The 21,105-nt window shown below is 57.9% G+C and carries 22 protein-coding genes and 1 tRNA gene; 13 read left to right on the top strand and 10 right to left on the bottom strand.

Annotation, left to right across the window (positions count from 1 at the left end; all coding sequences use genetic code 11):
• The first annotated feature begins 364 nt into the window (after positions 1 to 364).
• From AC07V4_RS05305 to AC07V4_RS05290, 4 genes are all read left to right on the top strand, one after another.
• Positions 365 to 757 carry a DUF2846 domain-containing protein gene (locus AC07V4_RS05305; RefSeq protein ID WP_431751753.1) on the top strand — a complete coding sequence of 131 codons (393 nt, stop codon included), beginning with the start codon at positions 365 to 367 and terminating at the stop codon, positions 755 to 757.
• A 169-nt stretch (positions 758 to 926) separates the two neighbouring features.
• Positions 927 to 2,558 carry a vWA domain-containing protein gene (locus AC07V4_RS05300; RefSeq protein ID WP_492637745.1) on the top strand — a complete coding sequence of 544 codons (1,632 nt, stop codon included), beginning with the start codon at positions 927 to 929 and terminating at the stop codon, positions 2,556 to 2,558.
• Positions 2,559 to 2,710: 152 nt separating this feature from the next.
• Complete coding sequence (locus AC07V4_RS05295; protein WP_492637744.1) at positions 2,711 to 3,283, top strand: RNA polymerase sigma factor; 573 nt, start codon at positions 2,711 to 2,713, stop codon at positions 3,281 to 3,283.
• Positions 3,280 to 3,885 carry a hypothetical protein gene (locus AC07V4_RS05290; RefSeq protein WP_492637743.1) on the top strand — a complete coding sequence of 202 codons (606 nt, stop codon included), beginning with the start codon at positions 3,280 to 3,282 and terminating at the stop codon, positions 3,883 to 3,885. The genes AC07V4_RS05295 and AC07V4_RS05290 overlap by 4 nt, the downstream gene beginning before the upstream one ends.
• A gap of 56 nt (positions 3,886 to 3,941) precedes the next feature.
• Here AC07V4_RS05290 and AC07V4_RS05285 read toward each other — a convergent pair whose 3' ends face one another.
• The 10 genes from AC07V4_RS05285 to AC07V4_RS05240 form a co-directional block, all read right to left on the bottom strand.
• Positions 3,942 to 4,697 carry a carbonic anhydrase gene (locus AC07V4_RS05285; RefSeq protein ID WP_492637742.1) on the bottom strand — a complete coding sequence of 252 codons (756 nt, stop codon included), beginning with the start codon at positions 4,695 to 4,697 and terminating at the stop codon, positions 3,942 to 3,944.
• 168 nt (positions 4,698 to 4,865) lie between these two features.
• Positions 4,866 to 5,561: an outer membrane protein gene (locus AC07V4_RS05280; RefSeq protein ID WP_492637741.1), complete on the bottom strand. Its 696-nt coding sequence runs from the start codon at positions 5,559 to 5,561 to the stop codon at positions 4,866 to 4,868.
• 70 nt (positions 5,562 to 5,631) lie between these two features.
• Positions 5,632 to 6,405: an OmpA family protein gene (locus AC07V4_RS05275; protein WP_492637740.1), complete on the bottom strand. Its 774-nt coding sequence runs from the start codon at positions 6,403 to 6,405 to the stop codon at positions 5,632 to 5,634.
• Between the two features lie 10 nt (positions 6,406 to 6,415).
• Positions 6,416 to 6,814 (bottom strand): DUF4398 domain-containing protein, encoded by a 399-nt coding sequence (locus AC07V4_RS05270; RefSeq protein WP_492637739.1) that lies wholly within the window; start codon positions 6,812 to 6,814, stop codon positions 6,416 to 6,418.
• A gap of 134 nt (positions 6,815 to 6,948) precedes the next feature.
• Complete coding sequence (locus tag AC07V4_RS05265) at positions 6,949 to 7,395, bottom strand: hypothetical protein (protein ID WP_492637738.1); 447 nt, start codon at positions 7,393 to 7,395, stop codon at positions 6,949 to 6,951.
• On the bottom strand, positions 7,392 to 8,597 hold the full coding sequence (locus AC07V4_RS05260) for an EAL domain-containing response regulator (RefSeq protein WP_492637737.1): 1,206 nt from the start codon (positions 8,595 to 8,597) through the stop codon (positions 7,392 to 7,394). Before AC07V4_RS05260 ends, AC07V4_RS05265 begins: the two co-directional genes overlap by 4 nt.
• A gap of 241 nt (positions 8,598 to 8,838) precedes the next feature.
• On the bottom strand, positions 8,839 to 12,456 hold the full coding sequence (locus AC07V4_RS05255; protein WP_492637736.1) for a transporter substrate-binding domain-containing protein: 3,618 nt from the start codon (positions 12,454 to 12,456) through the stop codon (positions 8,839 to 8,841).
• A gap of 29 nt (positions 12,457 to 12,485) precedes the next feature.
• A complete protein-coding gene (locus AC07V4_RS05250) occupies positions 12,486 to 13,112 on the bottom strand; it encodes a response regulator (protein WP_492637735.1) in 627 nt (208 codons plus the stop codon).
• 149 nt (positions 13,113 to 13,261) lie between these two features.
• Positions 13,262 to 14,464 (bottom strand): EAL domain-containing response regulator, encoded by a 1,203-nt coding sequence (locus AC07V4_RS05245; RefSeq protein WP_492637734.1) that lies wholly within the window; start codon positions 14,462 to 14,464, stop codon positions 13,262 to 13,264.
• A gap of 388 nt (positions 14,465 to 14,852) precedes the next feature.
• Positions 14,853 to 14,929: transfer RNA gene (locus AC07V4_RS05240), tRNA-Arg, on the bottom strand.
• A gap of 207 nt (positions 14,930 to 15,136) precedes the next feature.
• Between AC07V4_RS05240 and AC07V4_RS05235 the strand changes: the two genes are divergently transcribed.
• From AC07V4_RS05235 to gabD, 9 genes are all read left to right on the top strand, one after another.
• Positions 15,137 to 15,853: a Crp/Fnr family transcriptional regulator gene (locus AC07V4_RS05235; protein WP_492637733.1), complete on the top strand. Its 717-nt coding sequence runs from the start codon at positions 15,137 to 15,139 to the stop codon at positions 15,851 to 15,853.
• An 87-nt stretch (positions 15,854 to 15,940) separates the two neighbouring features.
• Positions 15,941 to 16,483 (top strand): RNA polymerase sigma factor, encoded by a 543-nt coding sequence (locus tag AC07V4_RS05230; RefSeq protein ID WP_492637732.1) that lies wholly within the window; start codon positions 15,941 to 15,943, stop codon positions 16,481 to 16,483.
• Positions 16,484 to 16,575: 92 nt separating this feature from the next.
• Entirely contained in the window at positions 16,576 to 16,803 is a 228-nt protein-coding gene (locus AC07V4_RS05225; protein WP_003187543.1) for a RebB family R body protein, read from the top strand.
• 18 nt (positions 16,804 to 16,821) lie between these two features.
• Positions 16,822 to 17,394 carry a hypothetical protein gene (locus tag AC07V4_RS05220; protein WP_492637731.1) on the top strand — a complete coding sequence of 191 codons (573 nt, stop codon included), beginning with the start codon at positions 16,822 to 16,824 and terminating at the stop codon, positions 17,392 to 17,394.
• 82 nt (positions 17,395 to 17,476) lie between these two features.
• Complete coding sequence (locus AC07V4_RS05215) at positions 17,477 to 18,103, top strand: hypothetical protein (RefSeq protein ID WP_492637730.1); 627 nt, start codon at positions 17,477 to 17,479, stop codon at positions 18,101 to 18,103.
• A gap of 40 nt (positions 18,104 to 18,143) precedes the next feature.
• Positions 18,144 to 18,467, top strand: a complete 324-nt coding sequence (locus tag AC07V4_RS05210) for a hypothetical protein (RefSeq protein WP_492637729.1) — start codon at positions 18,144 to 18,146, stop codon at positions 18,465 to 18,467.
• An 82-nt stretch (positions 18,468 to 18,549) separates the two neighbouring features.
• Positions 18,550 to 18,864 (top strand): RebB family R body protein, encoded by a 315-nt coding sequence (locus AC07V4_RS05205; protein ID WP_492637728.1) that lies wholly within the window; start codon positions 18,550 to 18,552, stop codon positions 18,862 to 18,864.
• A 50-nt stretch (positions 18,865 to 18,914) separates the two neighbouring features.
• Positions 18,915 to 19,229 (top strand): RebB family R body protein, encoded by a 315-nt coding sequence (locus tag AC07V4_RS05200; RefSeq protein ID WP_078731054.1) that lies wholly within the window; start codon positions 18,915 to 18,917, stop codon positions 19,227 to 19,229.
• 298 nt (positions 19,230 to 19,527) lie between these two features.
• Complete coding sequence (gene gabD, locus AC07V4_RS05195) at positions 19,528 to 20,970, top strand: NADP-dependent succinate-semialdehyde dehydrogenase (protein ID WP_431751810.1); 1,443 nt, start codon at positions 19,528 to 19,530, stop codon at positions 20,968 to 20,970.
• Positions 20,971 to 21,105 lie beyond the last annotated feature (135 nt).

Here is a 21,105-nt window from a genome sequence, read left to right as displayed (position 1 = left end):
CTAAAACCTGCTATCACGTTTTATCTGACACAACGCGGCGGTCGTATTGGGGCGGCTTCGCCCCCCAGCGCGGGGCAAGCCCGCTCACTACTCTTGTGGTGCGGCTCTTATAACCTCTCCTCCGGCGAAAACTCGCAACACATCGCAATGATGGCGTAATGCCTCATGTCTTCCCTTCTTCTGCCGACACACTGGCGGTGACTGAACCCCTCAAGGGTCCTGCGTCGGTTGTCACCGGCACCCTGGAGGCGCGTCACCGCAACCCACAAGGAAGAAGCAAATGATCAAGCTGTTCTGTAAAGCTGCTGTTGTGCTGTCCCTGGCCACACTGTTTGGTTGTTCCTCGACACCATCGGTCGAGAAGATGCAGGCGGATGTGGCGAATTATTCGCTGCCCAAGGCTGCCGTCGCCGATAAAGGCCTGGTGTATGTCGTTCGCCCTAGCAACGTCGGGATGATGGTGCGCTTCAACGTGTTTCTGGATGACAAGGAAGCGGACTCGGAGATGGGTTACAACCGCGGCAACCAGTACATCTATTTCTTCGTGACGCCGGGCCAACACGTGATCAGCTCCAAGGCCGAAAACTGGGCAGACATGCCGATCAACGTCAAGGCGGGTGAGGTGGTGTACCTCAAGCAGGAAGTCGAAGTAGGCTTCGCCATCGCGCGTAACAGCCTCAAAGTGCTGAGCGATGTGGAAGGCCGTTATCTGGTCAAGGATGCGTCCTTGGGCACCGTGGCAAAAGAAAGCAAGTGAGTTGAATCGCTTGAAGCCTGCCGAGTCCCGGCTCGGCAGGCTGCCACCTCTGAAGCGGTCACGCCGTTCAATGGCCAGAACGTCTACGGCCAAACAAAGGGTTAACCCGAATCGTTGATAACTTGCGTCTGAGCATGTGAACGGATCATTCATTCACGAGGTTCAGCCCATGTCCCGTCCTCTGCTTTTCTTGCGTCCTGCTGCCCAAGGCTTTGCCGTTACCGTGCTGGTGGCGCTGGTCGGATGCGGAGTACCGTCGTCCCCAGAGCCGGTTGAGTCGGGGCCGGTTTCTGTGTTGGAAAGCGAACCGGTCCAAGGGGCTTTGGTGAAACACGCGATGGCGCCTGCGCCGATGACCGCACGCTTGATGGTGCAGGCATCGGCGACGATGGACTATCGCAGCGAACCCCGCGAGCAATACGAAAACCTGCCGGAAAACCCGGTGCATCGTGTCGCTGAAACACCGGTCTCCACCTTCAGCGTGGACGTCGACACCGGCAGCTATGCCAACGTACGACGTTTCCTCAACCAGGGTCGCCTGCCGCCTGAAGGCGCGGTGCGATTGGAGGAAATGGTCAATTACTTCCCCTATGACTATGCGCTGCCCACCGATGGCTCGCCCTTTGGCGTGACCACTGAAGTCGCCGCCACCCCGTGGAACCCGCGCACGAAGCTACTGCGTATCGGCATCAAGGCGTCCGACCGTGCCGTGGCGCAGCTGGCGCCGGCCAACCTGGTGTTTCTGGTGGATGTGTCTGGCTCCATGGACCGTCGCGAAGGGTTGCCATTGGTGAAAAGCACCCTGAAATTATTGGTCGATCAGCTACGCGAGCAGGACCGCGTGTCTCTGGTGGTCTACGCCGGTGAGTCCCGTGTGGTGCTCAAACCGACTGCCGGACGCGACAAGGTGAAGATCCGCAATGCCATCGACCAGCTCACTGCCGGTGGCTCCACCGCAGGCGCCTCCGGCATCGAGATGGCCTACCAGATGGCCCGCGAAGGCTTTATCGACAAGGGCATCAACCGCATCCTGCTGGCCACCGACGGCGACTTCAATGTGGGCGTCAGCGACTTCGACAGCCTCAAGCAGATGGCGGTCGAACAGCGTAAAAGCGGAGTCTCGCTCACCACTCTTGGTTTTGGTGTGGATAACTACAACGAACACCTGATGGAACAACTGGCCGACGCAGGCGACGGTAACTACGCCTATATCGACAACCTGCGCGAAGCACGCAAAGTATTGGTGGATCAGCTCAGCTCAACCCTGGCGGTGGTGGCGAGGGATGTGAAGCTGCAAGTGGAATTCAACCCGGCCCAGGTCAGCGAGTACCGGCTGCTCGGCTATGAAAACCGCGCCCTGAAGCGTGAGGATTTCAACAATGACAAGGTGGATGCAGGCGAAATTGGCGCAGGGCATACCGTAACCGCGCTGTATGAAATCGTACCGAAGGGCGAGAAAGGGTGGTTGGAACCGTTGCGTTACGCTGCTGCGCCAGCGGCTGAGAGTCAATCCAATGAATTGGCCATGCTGCGGGTGCGCTATAAGACAGCTGTGGGCGGTGATAGCCAACTGATCGAGCGGCCCATCGGCAACGTGTCCACTAAAGCCAGCGGCGATCTGCGCTTCTCGGCAGCCGTCGCCGCCTTCGCCCAACAGCTCAAGGGTGATGGCCGCTACACTGGCAACATGACCTTGCAGGACACCGCCGCACTGGCCCGCTCGGCCCGGGGTGATGACCCCTTCGGGTTGCGCAATGAGTTCGTGCAACTGGTGGAATTGGCCCAAAGCCTCAAACACTGATATCGACCACGACAATGATCAAATGTGGGAGGGGGCTTGCCCCCGATAGTGGTGATTCTGTTACAGATGAGCTGACTGACACCCTGCCATCGGGGGCAAGCCCCTCCCACACTTAGCCCTGCCTCGGCAGGAAGAAGGAGTTCGCCTACGACATGGCCGTTCCAGACGCATCACCCAGCGATGAATCGCTGTTGGCCCGCTACCGAACCGGTGACGGTGCTGCGTTCGAAGCCTTGTACGCACGGCACCGCCAAGGGCTGTATCGATTCCTCGTGTCCCTGAGCAACAAGGCCGAATTGGCCGAGGAAATTTACCAGGAGACCTGGCTCAGCCTGATCCGCAGCAGTACCCAGCCACAGGGCCGAGCGAGTTTTCGTACGTGGTTGTTCCAGATCGCCCGCAACCGCTTGATCGATTACTGGCGCAAGCACGGCATCCATAACCCGTTGCACGATAGCTACGATGAACAACTGCACGCCCAGGCCGACGACAGCGCCAGCCCCGAGCAGCAACTGAGCCTGAGCCGCGACCAGGCACGTCTTGATACCGCGTTGCAAGGCCTACCCGAAGACCAACGCGAAGTCTTCCTGCTGCGTCTGCACGGCGACCTCGACGTGCCGCAAATCGCCGCCCTCACCGGCGTCCCGTTGGAAACCGTAAAAAGCCGCTTGCGCTACGCCCAGCAGAAACTGCGCCGCCTGCTGGCCGAGGAGATACCCGTATGATCGACCCTCGACACACTCCCGATTCTGACGACATGCTGGTCCAGCATTTGCGTCAACACAGTACGGGCGAGCCGCCCGCATCCCTCGACGCCTTCATCCTCAACACCGCCCGCCGCGAAGCCCCGGTGCCCCAACCGAGCCTGTGGCAACGCTGGTTGCAAGCCTACCAACGCCCGCGCTGGCAAATGGCATTCGCCACCGTCGCAGGTGTGGCGCTGATGATCGGTGTGGTAATGCGCGCTCCTGTGCCGCAGCCGGAGATATCCACAGCCACTTTTACCGCGCTCCATGAACAAGCTCCCCATCCGGCGCCGCAGGCATTCTCGGTCTCTGCGCCCATGGCCCGCTTGGCTGTCGCCCCCCACGCTGAAAGTGCGCCGGCTCAAGCCGAAATCGCCGGCTCCCTGGCGGATGCGCCCGTCGCGAAGATGAGCAAGCGGACATCGATGGCGTTGCCGTCGCTGGAAGAGGGGTTGCAGGAGATTGTGAATCTGCGCGCGTCGGGGGAGGCCAGGGCGGCGGATGAGAAGTTACTGGCCTTGCATCAGCGTTTTCCGGAGGAGGACTTGCCGAGACTCTTGGAGGCGCTGCAAAAGCCTTGATTGGCCGCTCATAAAAAGCCCCAGGTCTTTCGGCCTGGGGCTTTTTCATTAAGCAGTTAGTCCTCGTCCACCTCTCGTTCATGAGCAGGCTGTGGGGGGCGATGATTGTCGGGCAGCAATTTTTGGAACGTGTGGATTTGAGCCCTTGATAGCTCGATGGGCTGCTCAAACACTACCCATTGAACACCTTCTGTGCAGGGAGGGGTGGTCAGTGAGCCTTTGTAAAACACATGATGGCCTGTCGAAGGAACCAGCGCGCCGAGATTTGGCGCGTCCTGGGCATTCAGGTTCACCTGCGCGTCTTTAGTTTCAGGAAGCTGGCTCCACAACGTTGCGAGTTCTTTATTCTTCTTGCCTTCTTTGATCAGAAGTCCAATGACGAGTAAGCGGCCGTCCTTGTCCTGGTTTACTAAATGCATCTCCATGGGGTAAGGCTTGTGGTTAACCTGATGTTCACTGGGCGTATGAAAGTGAAATTGCACTAAGCGATATTCATCGTTCTTGAAAACCACGGTTTCCTGATCGGTTACGTTACCTTGCAGGGTATGGCCATTGTTGATGAGTTTGACTGGCGACGTACCGTAGTTGATTTTCAAGTCAGAGGCATGGTCTTTGAGCGGTCGAACTTCTTTTGTTTCGATATTGATTGGAGACTGTTGGGCGCCCTGCGTGCACAGCTCGCTGCCAAACTCCCCCCAGTGTGTGGGGCCGTGATCGCCATCGTAAGTCCAGTGAGCCTCGGCTGCGTGCAGACTGGGGGCAGCAAAAAGCAGTGGAACGAGCAGATAAAAAGTACGCACAAAGAATTTCATAGAATCGTGATCCCACGCAAAAAATCGAACATCTGCGCCACTCCCAAGGATGACCCTGGCGCCCTCTTCAAGAGCCTTGATCCAACAAGGAGTTGATCGACGAAAATAAAAAAGAAGTCAGTGACCGTGATACAAGTGGGCGGGGCCGATCTGGCCCCGCCCTGTTGATTAGAACGCCCAGCGAGCACCCAGCACGAATTCGCTGGAGACCAGGTTGGCCTTCATTTTCTCGTCCTGCAGACCGCGAGCGTTGGGGAAGTTGTTCCAACCGCTTTCGGTATCGCCCATATCAATGTAGCGATAGCCAAGGTCTACGCTCAAGCGCTCGGTGACGTCATAGACAACGCCCGCACCCAGCGACCACGCCAGGTTGGTTTGAGTCGCGGAGCCGTACTGGCGAGACTCATTGCCCTGCCAGCCTTTCGATTCGAGACGGGCAAGGCCCAGCCCGGCGGAACCATAAATGGATACCTTGTCCGCAACGCGAAAGTCGCGGTAGGCATTGAGCATCACACGCTGCGAGTCAATGTGGTGGTTATTGAGGCTGGTGGGAAAAGTGGTCGAGCCACTGGTGAAGGTATCTTTTTGAGGCAGCGAAACCTCACCCTCTACCCGCCAACCATTACCAAATTTGTAACCCACCCCCACAGACCCAGTCACATCCTTTTGACTGTCATCGCCAGACACAAACGCACCAATGCCAGGACGTGCACTGGAGTCCATATTGCGGGCTTTGCGCTCGGCACTGATCACGCGTGCGACCCCGTAGTAGCCCTCATCCTCGGCCGATGCAGCTACCGCCAGCGACGTATGGATGGCAGAAGTTGCAAGCAGCAACACAGGAACAGCTTTCAGCATTTTCATTCTTTTTTATCTCTTGCGTCTTATAGGAAAGGCAGCAGCCCTTTAGTTAGCCAAACGGTGCCTGACAACGTTATCCGCGGCCTTCAACCACCTCAGAACCGTTGGAAATGATCACCTCGACACGACGATTCAACTGGCGCGATTGCGCGCTCGTATCGTCGGCCACTGGGTATTCCTTGCCGTAGCCCTGGGTCATCATGCGGCTCATGTCGACACCCAAGCGTTCCAGCGCAAAGGCAACGCTTTGCGCGCGGCGTTCGGACAGGCGCTGGTTGAAGGCATCCGCGCCGACGCTGTCGGTGAACCCTTCAATACGCACCTTGCGCTCGGGGTTGTTGATCAAGAAGTCGGCCAGTTGCTGGACATTGTGTTGGTTGCCCGGTTTGAGGCTGGCCTTACCGGTATCGAACAACACATCACCGAAGGTGATCACCTCGCCACGGGGAGTCTGCTGGGCTTTCATCGACTGCAGGGCTTTGAGCTGCTGGGTTCGCACATCCAGCTGCACCTGAGTGCGCTGCACGTCGATGGTGCTCAGGCCGGCTTCGGCCTTACGCCCCAGAATCGTCTGTTCAGCCAGGGCGATTTTCTGCTTGGCGATGTACGCGTACTGATCGATTTGCGGGTCGCGGCGGTTCTGTATGGACAGCAGGTCCGCCTTACCCAACGCCTTAAAGGCATCCTGGGTATCCAGCGCGGCGAGCGTACTCGACTCAGGTTTGCTCTGAAGCGCAGAAAACAGCGTGCGCGCCTCAATCAATTGTGGGTTTTCGGGTGTGGCAGCACACCCCGTCAGTACCAACGCAACGGCGCAAACGCTCGGAAACAACAAAGAAAAACGCATGGCAAACTCCTCAGTTGGACAGTGTCGAGACGGGCTTCACCGCCGCATCGGGGGCCCGCAGCATTTCTTGCTTGAGGACCTGAATACCGTGCTGGGCCGCTTGCAGCTCTTTTTGCGACTTCTCGGTGCGGGCCATGCGCTCAGCCAGTGCCGAGTCGACTTCGATCTGCTCAGCAAGGCCCTTGGCCTGTGCAAAGTTTTTCTCGCCGAGTGCGCGCTCCATCAGAACGGTCTTGTCCTGGGCTGTCTTCATTTGCAGCGGGGCGTACTCAGTCGCACCCGCCGATACCGCTCGACTCAGGGCATTTCTTGCCAGGGAAACCTGTTCATCCGGCGGTGGGGTGCTGGCACAGGCGCTGACGAACAACGTCGCGGTAAGCAGCGCGGACCAGATAACGGTTCTATTCATTACATTCTCCAAACGGTCTAAACACAGTCATGCTCGAAGCCCTCGTCGCTCAAAAGCGCGAGGCAATAGGCATCCACAAGCGCATTGCCCACTGGCAATGCACCGCGTCTTACTGACGGCTCATTGGGTATCTCTCAGATGGGTGACGCTCGACTCGAAGCGCTCAGCCATGGCAGGAACTTCAGGTTGGCCCACTGAGAGGGGGGATCAATCATGTTCATCAGGGCACCCAGCGAACGGGCGTCTGGCGGGTTGGCGATTGACACGCGAGCAGGCGGCGTCGCAGCGGCCAGTGCGAATTCAAGCGAGACGTCTGGGCTTTCGTAAAACAGCACATGGCGAATGTGCGGTCGCGCTCGACAGAATGCGTGCAGGTCAACGCCGCAAGGCAACGCCAGGGCTTTGTTGACGATGAGCAAATCAAATGATCCGCAAGGGCTGTTGGTCAGCGATTCCAGTTCATCAAAGGAGCGCAGCGGAGCGACACGGTAGTAACCAAAACCATTGAGCAGATTTTCGATACGCAGCATCTGATCGAGGTGTTGATCCGCGATGAGGATTCGCAGGGCTTTGTTGATCATGCGCGCTGGCTACGTATTTGGGTGCTATCGAGCGACTGGACGAGGTCATCGCCACTCATGGGTTGGGCGTACCAATAACCTTGCCCCTGGATACAGCCCATACTCCGCAGGTGCTCGCGCTGCTCATCGGTCTCGATGCCCTCCACAACGACAGACATCCCCAGGGTTTCACCCAGCGCCAGCGTGCTGCTCACCACCGCCTGGCAACGGGGCTCATGCGCTAGTGCCTGGACGAACCCGGCATCCAGTTTGATTTCATTAAAAGGCAACTGGAACAGACGCTGGAGGGAAGAAAAACCTGTCCCGAAGTCATCGATCGATAACCTGCAACCCATCATGCGCAAACGAAACAGACACTCCAGGCTGGCCTCTGGGGCTTCGAGCAGGCCACTTTCGGTCAACTCAAACGTCAGGCTTGAGCCGCGCGCGCCATATTCGGTCAGCAACTGGCGAACCTGTGACGCGAGCGTGCCGTTGGACAATTGGGCCGCGTGCAGATTGAAGGCAAAATTGAGGTCGTGCCCGAGTGCCTTCAAGCGTTTTTGCAGCGCGAGGCTCTGATGCAGTTGCTGAAGCAGAAGCTCATCCAACAGATCACAGCGCTCCAGGACAGGCATGAACGACGCCGGTGGCAACACCGCGCCGGATGCTTGTGGCCAACGCGCCAACACCTCAACGCCGATGGTTTCCCCAGTCACCAGGTTAAATTTCGGTTGAAAGAACGCACATAGCTCCCGCGCCCTCAGGGCCTCGCACACACGCGTCTCATCCGGAAATATTTCGGGTAGCTCAGCCAACGTTGCGGTAGGCGGCACACTGGAATGCTTTTTTAGCAAACGCTCCAGTGTTTCGTAGTGCAGCGGTTTACCGATGTCCCCGAGCAACTCAAGATTCAACAGGGAAATGATTTGGCGCACCGTGCGGCGCAAATCAGAGGAAATCGAACTGCTGATAATCACCGAACGCACCAGGCCCGCATGCCCGACAGCCTGTAGAAATGCCAGGCCATCCATGCCATCCATTTGCAAATCACACAAGGCGATATCGACCGGGCCGACCTCATTCAGAACCGCCAGTGCTTCTGCCCCGTCGGCGGCCTGGAACACGTCCGTGCAACCCAGCTGCTGCAACATGGCAACGGCAATGGCGCGCTGAAACGAATGATCTTCAAGGACAATAACGCGCAAAGGAGTAGTAAGCATTGGGCTCATCCACGAGAAATGATGTCCCTCATCTTGCGTTCCCTGTTCAAAGAACAACCTAGGCAACGGCCTCAAGTCGTGTACGAAATTTCCTAGCGTCTGTAGGGCTGATCAGCACCAGGCAAAAAAAACCCAGCAAATGCTGGGCAAAGGGGGAGCAACTGCTTACCAGAGGTAGCGATAACCGACCGGGTCATGGCCCTTGGCGAGTTTGGCATCAGGGGAAACCTTGCTCTGCGATTCAACGAGCCTCAAGCGTCTCGGTGTAGTGCTTCAACGCTGTCGACAACGCTGACATCTCTTGTCTTAGGGAAGCGCTGGCCTGCCTGAGGGTCGGTTCATCGTTTATTTCGTCACAGGCAGACTCCAGTTGCTCACAAGCCCGGATCAACCGGTGGGCCTTGATAATGCGTGCGCCCCCTTTGACCTTGTGTGCCAGATCCGCCAACCGCTGCCAATCCTGCTGGAGATCGTAGTCGGCGAGTTGGTCCATATCCTCCTGATTGCTGAGTGTCAGATCGTTCATCAAGACCTTCATCGCCACAGGATCACCGCGGACCAGCTTTTCCAACGAGGCAAAGTTGATTTCGCCATCGTCCGCAGAGTCCGGTTGATCTGCCTGATCTGTCAGTGGTTGCACGGTCCCCGACTCGAACTGATCCAGGCGCTGCTTGAGCAGCTTCAGGCTGATGGGCTTGAACAGGCAGTCGTCCATTCCCGCTTCCAGGCAACGGGCCTTTTCATCGGGCTGTGCGTTGGCGGTAAAACCGATGATCAGGCAGCGCCCCAAACCACGCTCGTCTTCCTCGGCACGAATGGCCCGCGCCAAGGCATAGCCGTTCATGATCGGCATATTGCAGTCAGTGATAACCACGTCAAAAGCCTGTTTGCGCCAGGCGCGCAGACCATGGGCGCCGTCTTGTGCCTCGACCATCTCGTGGCCCAGATAACCCAACTGCTTGGACAGCAGCGAGCGGTTGGCGGGGTAGTCGTCGACCACCAGTATGTTCAGTGCCCGTTGTTGCGACTCTTCCACCTCCGAGGGCTCTTCAGCCGGTAGCGGCTCAAGCACAGTCACCTGCAGCAACACTTCGATCTGCGTGCCTTCTCCCAGCACGCTACTCAGCCGTAGCTGCCCACCCATCATGTCGCAGAGTGTGCGGCTGATCGTTAGTCCCAAGCCCGAGCCACTGCGGCCCGACTGGTTATTGTTGCTGGCCTGAGTGAAGGGGCTGAACAGGCGCTGCTGGTCTTCGGCGGAAATGCCCTGGCCGGTGTCGGTAACCAACAGGCGGATCGACAAGGGTTCACCCGGGGTGTCCGAGAGCACTTCGAGCTGCAGGTGCACCTCGCCTTCGGAGGTGAACTTGATCGCATTGCTGACCAGGTTGGAAACCACTTGCTTGAAACGCAACGGGTCGATCGATACGTCGCAATTGGCGCGCTCATCAATCTCCAGCTGTAGCCTCAGGTTTTTCTGTTCGGCCAGGCCATCAAAGATCCGTGCCACGGACCGGACCAGTTCGCCCAGGTTGGCTCGGCCAGGCGTCAGCGATAATTTGCCCGACTCGATTCTGGCGATGTCCAGAATATCCCCGATCAGGTCCAGCAGACCGTGGGCGGCGCCCGAGGCGACCTCAATCGCAAAACGATCAAGCACCCCCTGTTCCGATTTTTTCAGGGCGATTTCGAGCATGCCAATCACGGCATTCAATGGCGTGCGGATTTCATGACTCATGGTCGCCAGGAACGTGGTTTTCGCCCGGTTGGCATCTTGGACCATGTCCATCAGGCGCTCACGCTCACTGATGTCGATCCAGCCGGCAATGATGCCGCTGACTTTCCCTTCGCTGTCTTTGTAAGGCAGCATCCAGTGATAGATCCTCAGCACGCGGCCATCGAGCAGCAGTTCACGGTCCTGGATTTGTGGAACCCCGGCCCTCAAGACTTGCAGATACTCAGCCTCGTAGGCCGCTGCCGGCGCATTGTTAACGAATGCGCCTTCTGTGATGCGTTTACCCACGACCTCGTCATGGCTCAGGCCAAACACCTCAAGGTAGCTGGTGTTGCAGACCACCATGCGTCCTTCAAGGTCTCGGACGTAGATCGGGTGCGGTGTGCCATCGATCAACACCCGCTTGAATTCGAGCTGGTTGCTGAGTGCGCGCTCGGCCACTTTGCGTCGATGAATCAAGCGACGCAGATAAGCGATCCAGGTGATGGCGAGCAACAGCAGCACGCCCGCGATAACGAATCCCTGAATGATCGCGCCTCGATTGCGCAGCCAGAAATTGTCATCGATCACCACTTCGCTGCGCCAGCGACTGATGATTTCAGCCATTTCTTCAGGTGAGATACTCAGCAGCGCTTTGTCCAGGATCGAGTAAAGCTCCAGGTCGCCGCGATTGGTGACGAGGGAAAATCGGGCCGGTTCAATGCCCACGGTGCTGGTGACGTGCAAGCGATTCCGGTACTGGCGCGAAATCATGTAACGCGCGCTCAACAATGAGTTGACCCCAGCCTCGACCTCGCCGTTTGCCACCATCGCCATGACCTGTGCGGCGTTGTCGGCATACACGACCTGAATGCGTGGAAAGTTGCTGAGGATGTAGTCGGTCAGGAACATGCCACGAATGATCGCCAGGCGTTTGCCCGCCATCTCATCGAGGGTCGCTGGACTCTCGCCACCACGGTTGATCAGCACATAAGGCGTCGACACATAAGGTCGGGTGAAGCGCACTTGCCCTTCACGCTCGGTACTGGGTGCCAAGGCTGCCAGCAAATCCACCTTGCCGGCCTGCAGGTTCTGAATTTGCGTCGCCATCGAGGTGCCGCGTATCGCATCGAATTTCAAACCGGTACGCAAACTGATCTTGGCCAGCACGTCTGCGCTGACGCCTCGCAGCGCGCCGTTTTTGTCAAAAAACGAGAGCGGCAGGAAGTTCTCCATGGCCGCGACCGTGACCCGAGGGTGTTGTTCCAGCCAGCGCTGTTCCTTGGCCGTCAGATGCAGGCGGTGCTGCCCTGGGATATTCATCTCAGAGGAGCCCCAGCGGCGCAGGATGTCCATGCGCTCGCCAATCGGAATCGCTGCAAGCGCAACATTGATGATGTTCAGCAGCTGAGTGTTGGCGGCGTACAAGGCAAAGGCAAAGTAGCCGCCCTCTGCCCGGGAAAAGTCGGTGAGATGGACGTTGTTAAGGTAATTCATGCCGATCAGGTAGTTGGCACTGATCGCATCCCCCAGGTAAGCGTCTGCTTTACCAAACGCCACCGCTCCGATTGCGCTCAATGTTGAGGGGTACAATTGCAGGTCTGCATCGGGGTAGGCGTTACTGACGCTCTCGGGCGGCAGATAGTGATAGAGCATGGCAATCTTTTTTCCTGCCATGTCCCCCACCAATGGAGACCCGTCATTGCTGCGGGTCACGATCATTGCTTGATCGTCTGCATAAGGCGCCGACATGACCAGATCGGGGTCTGCCCTTTCAAAGCCATTGGCTGTGCCCAGCAGGTCAACCTCACCCTCTTTCAAGGCGCGAATCACGTCCGCCCGGGAGTTGAAACGACGCACCTGCACCTGGACGTGCAGCAACTCCGCCAACAGTCCCGCATAGTCGGCGGTCAGCCCTTCATAATCGCGGCCATTGGAGGTTAAGTCGAAAGGCGGGTAATCCGGTGACGACACCCCAAGGTACAGCGTGCCTTTATTGCGTAACCAACTCCAATCGGACTCGGCCAACCCGACTTGATAGTCGCCTACCCGAGAGCGCCCCAGCAGATGCAGGGTTTCCACCTCCGACTCATCAGGGGTGGCGGCCCAGACGGCGCCGAATATCGACGACAGCAGCAAGAGCACGGCAAGGCACAACCGCAGTGAATGCCTCATCAGATCAGGTTGTTACGTTTAGCCAGTTGAGACAAGTGCACCAACGAACTCACATTAAGCTTCTCGATCAGTCGGGCCTTATAGGTGCTGATGGTCTTGTTGCTCAGGAGCATATCGTCACCGATCTGTTTGTTGCTCAAGCCTTTGGCAAGCTGTTGCAGGATCGCCAACTCCCGATCGGAGAGTTTTTTTATCAACTCATGCTCCGTGCTTTCCGCGTCATCTCGACGTACCGAATTAACGGTCAAGTCAGGAAAAAACGTGTAGCCCGACTTGATGGCGTTGATGGCTTTTACCAACTCATCCAGCTCATCGGACTTCGACACGTAGCCGGCTGCCCCGGCCTTCATACAACGCATGGCGAAAAACTCGGCGGATAATGACGTCAGGACAAGAACCTTTATGGGCAACTTCAATGCCGTGATTCTGTTGAGCGCATCCAGGCCGTCGACACCCGGCATGGAAATGTCCAAGACAACGAGGTTAGGCTGGTGCTCACGCGTCAACTGTACTGCTGTCGCGCCATCTTTCGCTTCCGCTACAACCTCATAGTTTTCCTGCTTCAAGATCATTCTGACAGTCGAGAGAATGAAGGAGTGATCATCCGCAATCACGGCTTTAAGCATAGTTAACCTCGGGTAATAGGAGTGATGACGCTGAGTCGAAAAGAGTGCAGCCCTATACTCAAAAACGCTTGGCACCGATCTACGGTGGTTAGCATATATGAGCTTGTGCAAGACTGCGCGGGTACTGATTTACTTGGGACTAAAGATCATTAGTCATCTTTCTGGCCCGCCATGAAGGGCGCCTGGAGCCACGACAGCAGTTCATGCGACGACATCGGCTGCGCACAGTAAAAACCTTGCCCCTGTTCGCACCCCATCCTGATCAGCGCCTGACATTCTTTCTGATCACTGACCCCTTCAATCACCAGCGCCATGTTTAATGAGCGGGCCAACGCGATGGTGCTGGTGATAACGGCTTGGCTGCCAGGCTCTTGAATCTTTCGAACAAACTCACCGTCGAGTTTGATCTCCGTGAAGGGCAAATGGCAGAGCTGTTTGAGCGAGGAAAACCCCACGCCAAAGTCATCGATCGACAGGCCGCAACCCATGACCCGCAGCCGCAACAAACTTTCCTGGATTTTTGGTCCGATCTCCAACAACTCGTTCTCAGCCAGCTCAAACGTCAGGTCCGTACCTGACAGCTGATACTGACCCAATGCGCGACGAATATGGTCGATCAGCCCTGCCTCCAGCAATTGCGAGGCATGCAGGTTAAACGACAGTTCCAGCGAATGACCCTCTCGACGCAACATGCCCAACAGGCTCAGGCCCTGCACGAGCAGTTGCTTGAACATCTCATCGATCAAATCGTACGCCAGCACCGCCGCCAAAAAATCCTTGGGGAGCAGCAACCCCTTTGAAGGGTGCTGCCATCGTGCCAAGACTTCCGCCCCGTCGACTTGACCGCTCGCCAACAAGAATTTGGGCTGAAAAAACGCACGAAACTCACCCAGGGCGAGCCCGCGACGAAGGTCTTGCTCATCGGGCAGGGTACTCGTCACCAGCGGATAAGCCGTCGTGACCGGAGCGCGGCGCTGGTAGCGCTGCAAGAGCGCGTGCAACGCTTTTACCTCTATGGGTGTACTCAAGGTACCCAACAGCTCAAGGCCCGAAAACGAGACCATTTGCTCAATCGCCCGCTGCAGCTGCGGTTGGAAGTCACAATAAAGAATGACCGCCTGGATAATTGACAGCTGGCCTGCATAATTCAAAAAATCAAGGCAATCCATTCCATGATGCGCCAGATCACACAGGGCGATATCGATCCCGCCCTGTCGTTGCATCAAGGCCAAGGCCTGCTCGCCACTGCTGGCCTGCAAGACTTCAGCAACTCCCAGTTGCTGTAAAGCCGAGACCACCGCACTACGCTGAACAGCCTGTTGTTCTAAAACCAGAATACGCAGTGAGATCATTGTTCGCCTGCCACTACCATGGAGCTAAGAGGCGATAGTGTGCAGGCTAATATCCGATTGATGAGTCGGGCCGTTCTCAGGGGTTTGTAGGGAATTTCCCACGAACCTGTACCTCGCCACGGTATCGAGCAAGGTCAGAGGCGGTGAGGGGGGCAGCGATGCGTGTCGCCAGCGGAGGGTGTGTGAGCGCTTCCAGGCGTTTTATTTCCGGACGCGTGCCCAGGCTTGGGCGTCGGATTGGGTTTCGAAGGTTTGCGCGGGGCTGGATAGCCCTTTCGACCATGTTCGCCACGTTCGAGTGCGGCAAATAGGCGGAAAAAACGACTTTCAGAACTAGGACAGGTTTCTGTCAGGAGTGCTATTCCCTTGTAATACAAGGGAAAGAAGATGGTGCACCCGGCGGGATTCGAACCCACGACCCCTGCCTTCGGAGGGCAGTACTCTATCCAGCTGAGCTACGGATGCTTGTGCGGGCGACATCATACCCATGTCGGCCAGATGCGTCCATTCCGGCGTTTTCACTGGCGATAGTAGGCTGCGTTACCGGGAAAAGCGGCTATTTGCCATTATCTTTCACAACTCATCGTACCGTACGTCCCTTTGTTTGCTTTGCTCTTGTGGCTTCCGTACTGCGGTCGCGCCGCAATTCTCTTCCCCTGGCCAGGTGAACGCATGCATTCCAAAGGAACCGTGATGCTCGATCTCCCGCTGAGACAAACCCTGCTTGCTCGCTCCGATTTATTTCGAGGTTTACCGGAGCCGCTCTTGTGCTACGTCGCCACTCATATGGTGGAGCGCACCCTGGATGATCGTGAACTGCTCTATTTCAAGGACGACACCCTCGAGTTCATTGCGCTGGTGGTGGAGGGGCGGATCTATTCGGTGGTCCACGGCCCCGACGGTCGAGAACAGATCATCGGCAGTATGGGGGCCGGGCAGGTGGTGGGTGAGACGGCGTTGATCAAGGACCATGGCCGTGAATCTTCGACCTTTGCCAGCGGCCCGACCCGCTTGCTGCAACTGAGCCGTCGGCATTTTGCGCTGCTGTTTGAGGAGCCGGTGTTTCTGCGGCGCTTGTTGATGCTGATGATGGTGCGTCTGCTGCATGCCATCGAATTGCTCGAATTGGTGTGCCTGCATCGGCTGGAGTCGCGGCTGGCGCGGTTCCTGTTGGCCAATATGCGCGATATCGACTTGGCCCTCGCCCTGCCCAGCGTGTCACTGCCCGCCAGCCAGGGTGTGTTGGCGTCCATGCTCAACACCAGTCGCCCCAAGCTCAATGTCCAACTGCAATTGTGGCGCCGCAGCGGTTTGATCAGCGGCAGTCTGGAGCGGATGGTGATCAACGATCTTGAGCATTTGCGGCGCAAGGCATTTGCCTTGAATTAGTCGTCACGGTGTTCCCCAGGTAACAGCGCGCCCCTGTTGATGCCTCGCAAACTGGCCCTTCATCAAGGATGCACAGGAGTGCTTGCGATGGGGATGACTGTTCAGTTCAAGGATCAATGGGTCGCTGATGACCGTTTGTTTGAAGCGAGTTGGCGCGCAGTCCAGGGCGAGCTGAAGCGTCGCGCACTGCGGCGTGCCAAGGGGAATCAGGATCAGGGCCAGGAGTGGTTATCGGCTACGGCGATAAAGGCGCTGCTGTTTTTTCGGCGTTCGCCGGAGCGTATTCGCGACCCACAGGGGTTTCTTTTTCTGGTGCTCGATCATGTGTTTCTCGACAGCCTGCGGCGAAGCAAGCGCGAGGGGTTGCTGTTCGATCATCTGATCGACCTTGAGCACGACCACTTGGCCGTGCTCGCCGCGCCCTGCGCCTCGGTGCTGGACCGGGTGGAGTGTTATGAGCGCCTGGAACAGGTCGAGGCGCATGTGGCGCAGTTACCGATTGCGCAGCAACGCTTGTTTGAGATGCGTTTTGTCGATGACTTGCCGTACCCGCAAATCGCCGCCGCCCTTCAAGTCAAGCTGCCGCTGGTGCGTAAGCGCGTGCAACTGCTGCGCAGCGTCTTGCGCTGAACTTCATTCACAGACGTCGGCGTGAGGCGTTCTAGTTTATGAGCACGTCACGCCACCACCCCTGACGGGTGAATTCCATCAAGGAGAGATGTATGACAGAGGTCAACAGCCAGATCACCGACGCGGTAACCCAAACCAACGTCAAGGTGGTGGCGGAGGCGCCGGCCCAGGCCATTGCGTCGCTTTACCAGGTGGCCAGCAGTGCGGCGGGCCTGTCGTTGCAGAACGCGGTCAACAGCCAGCAGGCGATGAACCAGATTTCCAATGCGGTGATCTCCAAGGCGGTGGCGCTGATCATGCAGATTGGTGAGAAGGGCTGAGCCCTGGGGAGATCGATCATGTCGTGGTTCAGTCGAAAGAAACCCGCCGCCCCGCAAGCAACGCCCGCCGCCGATCCACCTGCGCCAACGCCTGCCGCGCCGGCTTCGCGCTCCATCATGGCGCGGATGAACGAGCATCTGCTCAAGCAGGCGAGCACGCCGTCGTCCGACAGCACGGCGGCCCTCAACAGTCAGATTGTGCAGGCGGTGCAGTTCACTAACTCGCAGAACTTTGCCTATGCACCGGCGCAGATCGCGGTGCCGGCCGACATGATGATCAGCCAGGCGGCCGGGTTGGTGGCGCAAGCGGGCGCGGGGTATTTCGATGGGGTCAGCAAGATCGCGTTGGCGGCCCAGGCCGTGCTGCTGCAAAAAATGACCGAGAACATCCTCCAGGAGAATGTGAAAGGCGCCGCCGAGGACGCACTGGGCGCGCTAGCTACTGACTTGCTGGTGGGCGCCGCTGCCGCCGTGGCCGCCGCCGCCGGTGCGATGGAGGCCGAGGCCGCCAGCGTGGCCATCGACAAGATCGACCAGAGTATCGCCAAGTACGCCGACACCCTGGCCAACCGGGCTGCGCCAGCAGCCTGAGACGAGCACGACGTTCCGGAGTTCTTCCGCAACGGTGCAACAGCAACTTGAAAGCAACTTTTCTTAAGTGAGGAGCGACATCATGGACGTTGGAGATCTTATTTTTTCGGTGAAGCAAGAAGATGACAGTACGACTCGGGCATTTATCAAAGCCGGTCAGTTAGTCAAAGCCAAAGTGTTCTCTCAGGACACGACGTATCTGAATGTGGTCCACCCTGCGATTGCGGTGAGCAAGACCATGGTGATCGAAAGCGTTGGCAGTGGCTTGACCTTGACTGACGTGAGCCTGGAAAAGCCACCTCGTACCGCCATGGTGTTTTCCTGTCGTGACACTGAGCTGGGGTTTGCGGCGGCTGTGGCGGCTAAGCAGTTCTATTTCGACAAGCTCGGTGGCGAAATTGATGGTCGTTATAGCATGTGGAACGCAATGCTTTCGGCGTTCAAGTCTTGGGAGTCCAACACTTTCCTGGAGGATCGAATCAATGAATCGATAGCGATTGGCAGCAGTTCCTTTTGTTCACAATTTGCGGCTAACGCTTATGAGGTAGGCAACCTCTACAACGCTGCCAACGTGGTTCCGCCACCGCCCGCCATCTTCAATCGGCAGCCTTCCGCGATTACGCCCGCAGAACTTGCGACGTTCTGTGATGCGTCGCCGAGGTTTTACTTTGCGGGCTTCTGGGAGGACGGTAAGGAGGTGCGGCTTTAGCGGGCCTGCCGCCATTCCTACATTGCCCAAGGAGACCGAAATGGCCCCCTTACCCAAACCCTCCGTCCTATCCAGCGATGATCGCCAACGGCTCGAAGCGATGCTGCGTAACCCGCAGGTCTTCGCCGGAGCGCCCCAAGCCATCGTTGACGAGACCCTCAAGCGCGCCACCCAGGTGCTTGAGCAGTCGAAGGCCAATGAGCAAGCGCTCACAGCTGCTGCGGAGCAACGTGAGGCTGCGATACGTCAAGTGTTGGACGGCGCTTCCCCGGACAGGGATGCGCAACGCAAGGAAGTGCAGGCACTGATCCAGGGTTTGATCACGCAGATTGAAGCGGCCTTGGCCGCTGCTGCGAAACCTTGAACCCACACGCTTCACAGCGCCTGATTCGCAACGTTCATTCATGAACACGGAATGCACCGTGTACTAAATAAGGAAATTGATCATGGCAACTGTAAACGACCAAATCACCGACGCGGTCACCCAGACCAACGTCAAAGTGGTGGCCGAATCGCCAGCGATGGCGATGAGCACCATCTACCAATCGATGGCGCAGGCCACGGCGATTCTGTTCCAGAACGCTGTGTCAGCCCAACAGCAACAAAATACCCTGGCCCAGGCGGCTACCAACCAGGGCGTGATGCAGATCTACAGCGTCGATACCACGGCCGGTGCGGCGGCTACCGAAAAAGTCGCCCAAGGCGGCGTGTCGGATAACCTCACCAGCCTGTTGACCGTGCTCAAGTCCTTCCAGGCTTAAGCACTGAGCGATAACGGATGTTGTTCTTTCTCAAACCAGGAGTTCCACCCATGAGCACAGTCAGCCCGCAAATCACCGATGCCGTCACCCAGACCAACGTCAAGGTCGTTGCCGAGTCGCCAGCGATGGCCATGAGCACGATTTACCAATCCATGGGCCAGGCCACGGCGATCCTGTTCCAGAACTCGGTTTCGGCCCAGCAGCAGCAAAACACCCTGGCCCAGGCCGCCACCAACCAAGGCGTGATGCAGATCTACAGCGTCGACACCACCGCTGGCGCCGCAGCCACCGAAAAAGTTGCCCAGGGCGGCGTAGCCGACAACCTGACCAGCTTGTTGACCATCCTCAAATCGTTCCAATCCTAAACAGCCACCGCTCCCCCGACACCCCCGTCGCCCGAAAGGCGCCGGGGGTGTCGTCGTTTGTACGCTTGATCCGAAAGGTGGGCGAAATACGCGGTTTTCGTTCTTTTTTTCGAACAGACTATTGCCCTGTACCCCCATTGATCCTAGGATTCGTTTGAGATTTCAAACGCTCTGTCTCCCGTGCGCTCTTCATTCCTCTTGCGCGCTGGGGCTGATTTCCCTGACGGCAGCCCACAAGGCGCCTTTCAACAACTCTAATTCGCTCCGCGTGCGCGCGGTGCTGTTAAGGAAAGCCGACATGCAGCTTAAAGATGCCCAGTTGTTCCGCCAGCAAGCCTTTATCGATGGCGCTTGGGTCGATGCGGACAATGGTCAGACCATCAAGGTCAACAACCCGGCCACGGGCGAAATTCTCGGTACTGTGCCGAAGATGGGCGCCGCTGAAACCCGCCGCGCGATCGAAGCCGCCGACAAGGCCCTGCCGGCCTGGCGTGCACTGACTGCCAAGGAGCGCGCCAACAAGCTGCGCCGTTGGTTCGAACTGCTGATCGAAAACCAGGAAGACCTCGGTCGCCTGATGACGCTCGAACAAGGCAAGCCGCTGGCCGAAGCCAAGGGCGAAATCGTCTACGCCGCGTCCTTTATCGAGTGGTTCGCCGAAGAGGCCAAGCGCATCTACGGCGACGTGATCCCCGGCCACCAACCCGACAAGCGCCTGATTGTGATCAAGCAGCCTATCGGCGTGACCGCAGCCATCACTCCGTGGAACTTCCCGGCCGCGATGATCACCCGTAAAGCCGGCCCGGCCCTGGCCGCTGGCTGCACCATGGTGATCAAGCCCGCCTCGCAAACCCCGTTCTCGGCCCTGGCCCTGGTTGAACTGGCACACCGTGCCGGTATCCCGAAAGGCGTGCTGAGCGTGGTCACCGGCAGCGCCGGCGACATCGGCGGCGAGCTGACCAGCAACCCGATCGTGCGTAAATTGTCCTTCACCGGCTCCACCGAAATCGGTCGCCAGCTGATGGCTGAATGCGCCAAGGACATCAAGAAAGTCTCCCTGGAACTGGGCGGTAACGCGCCATTCATCGTGTTCGACGACGCTGACCTGGATAAGGCCGTCGAAGGCGCGATCATCTCCAAGTACCGCAACAACGGCCAGACCTGCGTCTGCGCCAACCGCCTGTACATCCAGGATTCGGTGTACGACGCGTTCGCGGAAAAACTCAAGGTGGCCGTGACCAAGCTGAAGATTGGCAACGGTCTGGAAGAAGGCACCACCACTGGCCCGCTGATCGATGAAAAAGCCGTGGCCAAGGTGCAGGAACACATTGCCGACGCCCTGAAAAAAGGCGCCACGCTGCTGGCCGGTGGCAAGGTGATGGAAGGCAACTTCTTCGAGCCGACCATCCTCACCAACGTGCCGAAAGACGCCGCCGTCGCCAAGGAAGAAACCTTTGGCCCATTGGCGCCGCTGTTCCGCTTCAAAGACGAAGCTGAAGTGATCGCGATGTCCAACGACACCGAGTTCGGCCTGGCTTCCTACTTCTACGCCCGCGACCTGGGCCGTGTGTTCCGCGTGGCCGAAGCCCTGGAGTACGGCATGGTCGGCGTCAACACCGGGTTGATCTCCAACGAAGTGGCGCCGTTCGGCGGCATCAAGGCTTCGGGCCTGGGCCGTGAAGGCTCCAAGTACGGGATCGAGGACTACCTGGAAATCAAATACCTCTGCCTGGGCATCTAACGTCCGGCAAGGCATTGCAGCAAACGCAGAGGGCACGAGAGCGCTGACCCTTTGCGTGTTTCACCCCGTAATTCGTAGTGGCCGGGAAAGCTGTGGCAGTCGATCATCGCATGCTGCCGTAGTTGCCTCCCCGCC

It is taken from the genome of Pseudomonas sp. GW821-FHT03A09 (assembly GCF_059421065.1).
This window is presented reverse-complemented; position numbering and strand designations above follow the sequence as displayed.

Coding starts and splice junctions, on each gene's coding strand:
- AC07V4_RS05305 (WP_431751753.1), top strand. CDS start 365: ATGCAGGCGGATGTGGCGAATTATTCGCTGCCCAAGGCTGCCGTCGCC.
- AC07V4_RS05300 (WP_492637745.1), top strand. CDS start 927: ATGTCCCGTCCTCTGCTTTTCTTGCGTCCTGCTGCCCAAGGCTTTGCC.
- AC07V4_RS05295 (WP_492637744.1), top strand. CDS start 2,711: ATGGCCGTTCCAGACGCATCACCCAGCGATGAATCGCTGTTGGCCCGC.
- AC07V4_RS05290 (WP_492637743.1), top strand. CDS start 3,280: ATGATCGACCCTCGACACACTCCCGATTCTGACGACATGCTGGTCCAG.
- AC07V4_RS05285 (WP_492637742.1), bottom strand. CDS start 4,697: ATGAAATTCTTTGTGCGTACTTTTTATCTGCTCGTTCCACTGCTTTTT.
- AC07V4_RS05280 (WP_492637741.1), bottom strand. CDS start 5,561: ATGAAAATGCTGAAAGCTGTTCCTGTGTTGCTGCTTGCAACTTCTGCC.
- AC07V4_RS05275 (WP_492637740.1), bottom strand. CDS start 6,405: ATGCGTTTTTCTTTGTTGTTTCCGAGCGTTTGCGCCGTTGCGTTGGTA.
- AC07V4_RS05270 (WP_492637739.1), bottom strand. CDS start 6,814: ATGAATAGAACCGTTATCTGGTCCGCGCTGCTTACCGCGACGTTGTTC.
- AC07V4_RS05265 (WP_492637738.1), bottom strand. CDS start 7,395: ATGATCAACAAAGCCCTGCGAATCCTCATCGCGGATCAACACCTCGAT.
- AC07V4_RS05260 (WP_492637737.1), bottom strand. CDS start 8,597: ATGCTTACTACTCCTTTGCGCGTTATTGTCCTTGAAGATCATTCGTTT.
- AC07V4_RS05250 (WP_492637735.1), bottom strand. CDS start 13,112: ATGCTTAAAGCCGTGATTGCGGATGATCACTCCTTCATTCTCTCGACT.
- AC07V4_RS05245 (WP_492637734.1), bottom strand. CDS start 14,464: ATGATCTCACTGCGTATTCTGGTTTTAGAACAACAGGCTGTTCAGCGT.
- AC07V4_RS05235 (WP_492637733.1), top strand. CDS start 15,137: ATGCATTCCAAAGGAACCGTGATGCTCGATCTCCCGCTGAGACAAACC.
- AC07V4_RS05230 (WP_492637732.1), top strand. CDS start 15,941: ATGGGGATGACTGTTCAGTTCAAGGATCAATGGGTCGCTGATGACCGT.
- AC07V4_RS05225 (WP_003187543.1), top strand. CDS start 16,576: ATGACAGAGGTCAACAGCCAGATCACCGACGCGGTAACCCAAACCAAC.
- AC07V4_RS05220 (WP_492637731.1), top strand. CDS start 16,822: ATGTCGTGGTTCAGTCGAAAGAAACCCGCCGCCCCGCAAGCAACGCCC.
- AC07V4_RS05215 (WP_492637730.1), top strand. CDS start 17,477: ATGGACGTTGGAGATCTTATTTTTTCGGTGAAGCAAGAAGATGACAGT.
- AC07V4_RS05210 (WP_492637729.1), top strand. CDS start 18,144: ATGGCCCCCTTACCCAAACCCTCCGTCCTATCCAGCGATGATCGCCAA.
- AC07V4_RS05205 (WP_492637728.1), top strand. CDS start 18,550: ATGGCAACTGTAAACGACCAAATCACCGACGCGGTCACCCAGACCAAC.
- AC07V4_RS05200 (WP_078731054.1), top strand. CDS start 18,915: ATGAGCACAGTCAGCCCGCAAATCACCGATGCCGTCACCCAGACCAAC.
- gabD (WP_431751810.1), top strand. CDS start 19,528: ATGCAGCTTAAAGATGCCCAGTTGTTCCGCCAGCAAGCCTTTATCGAT.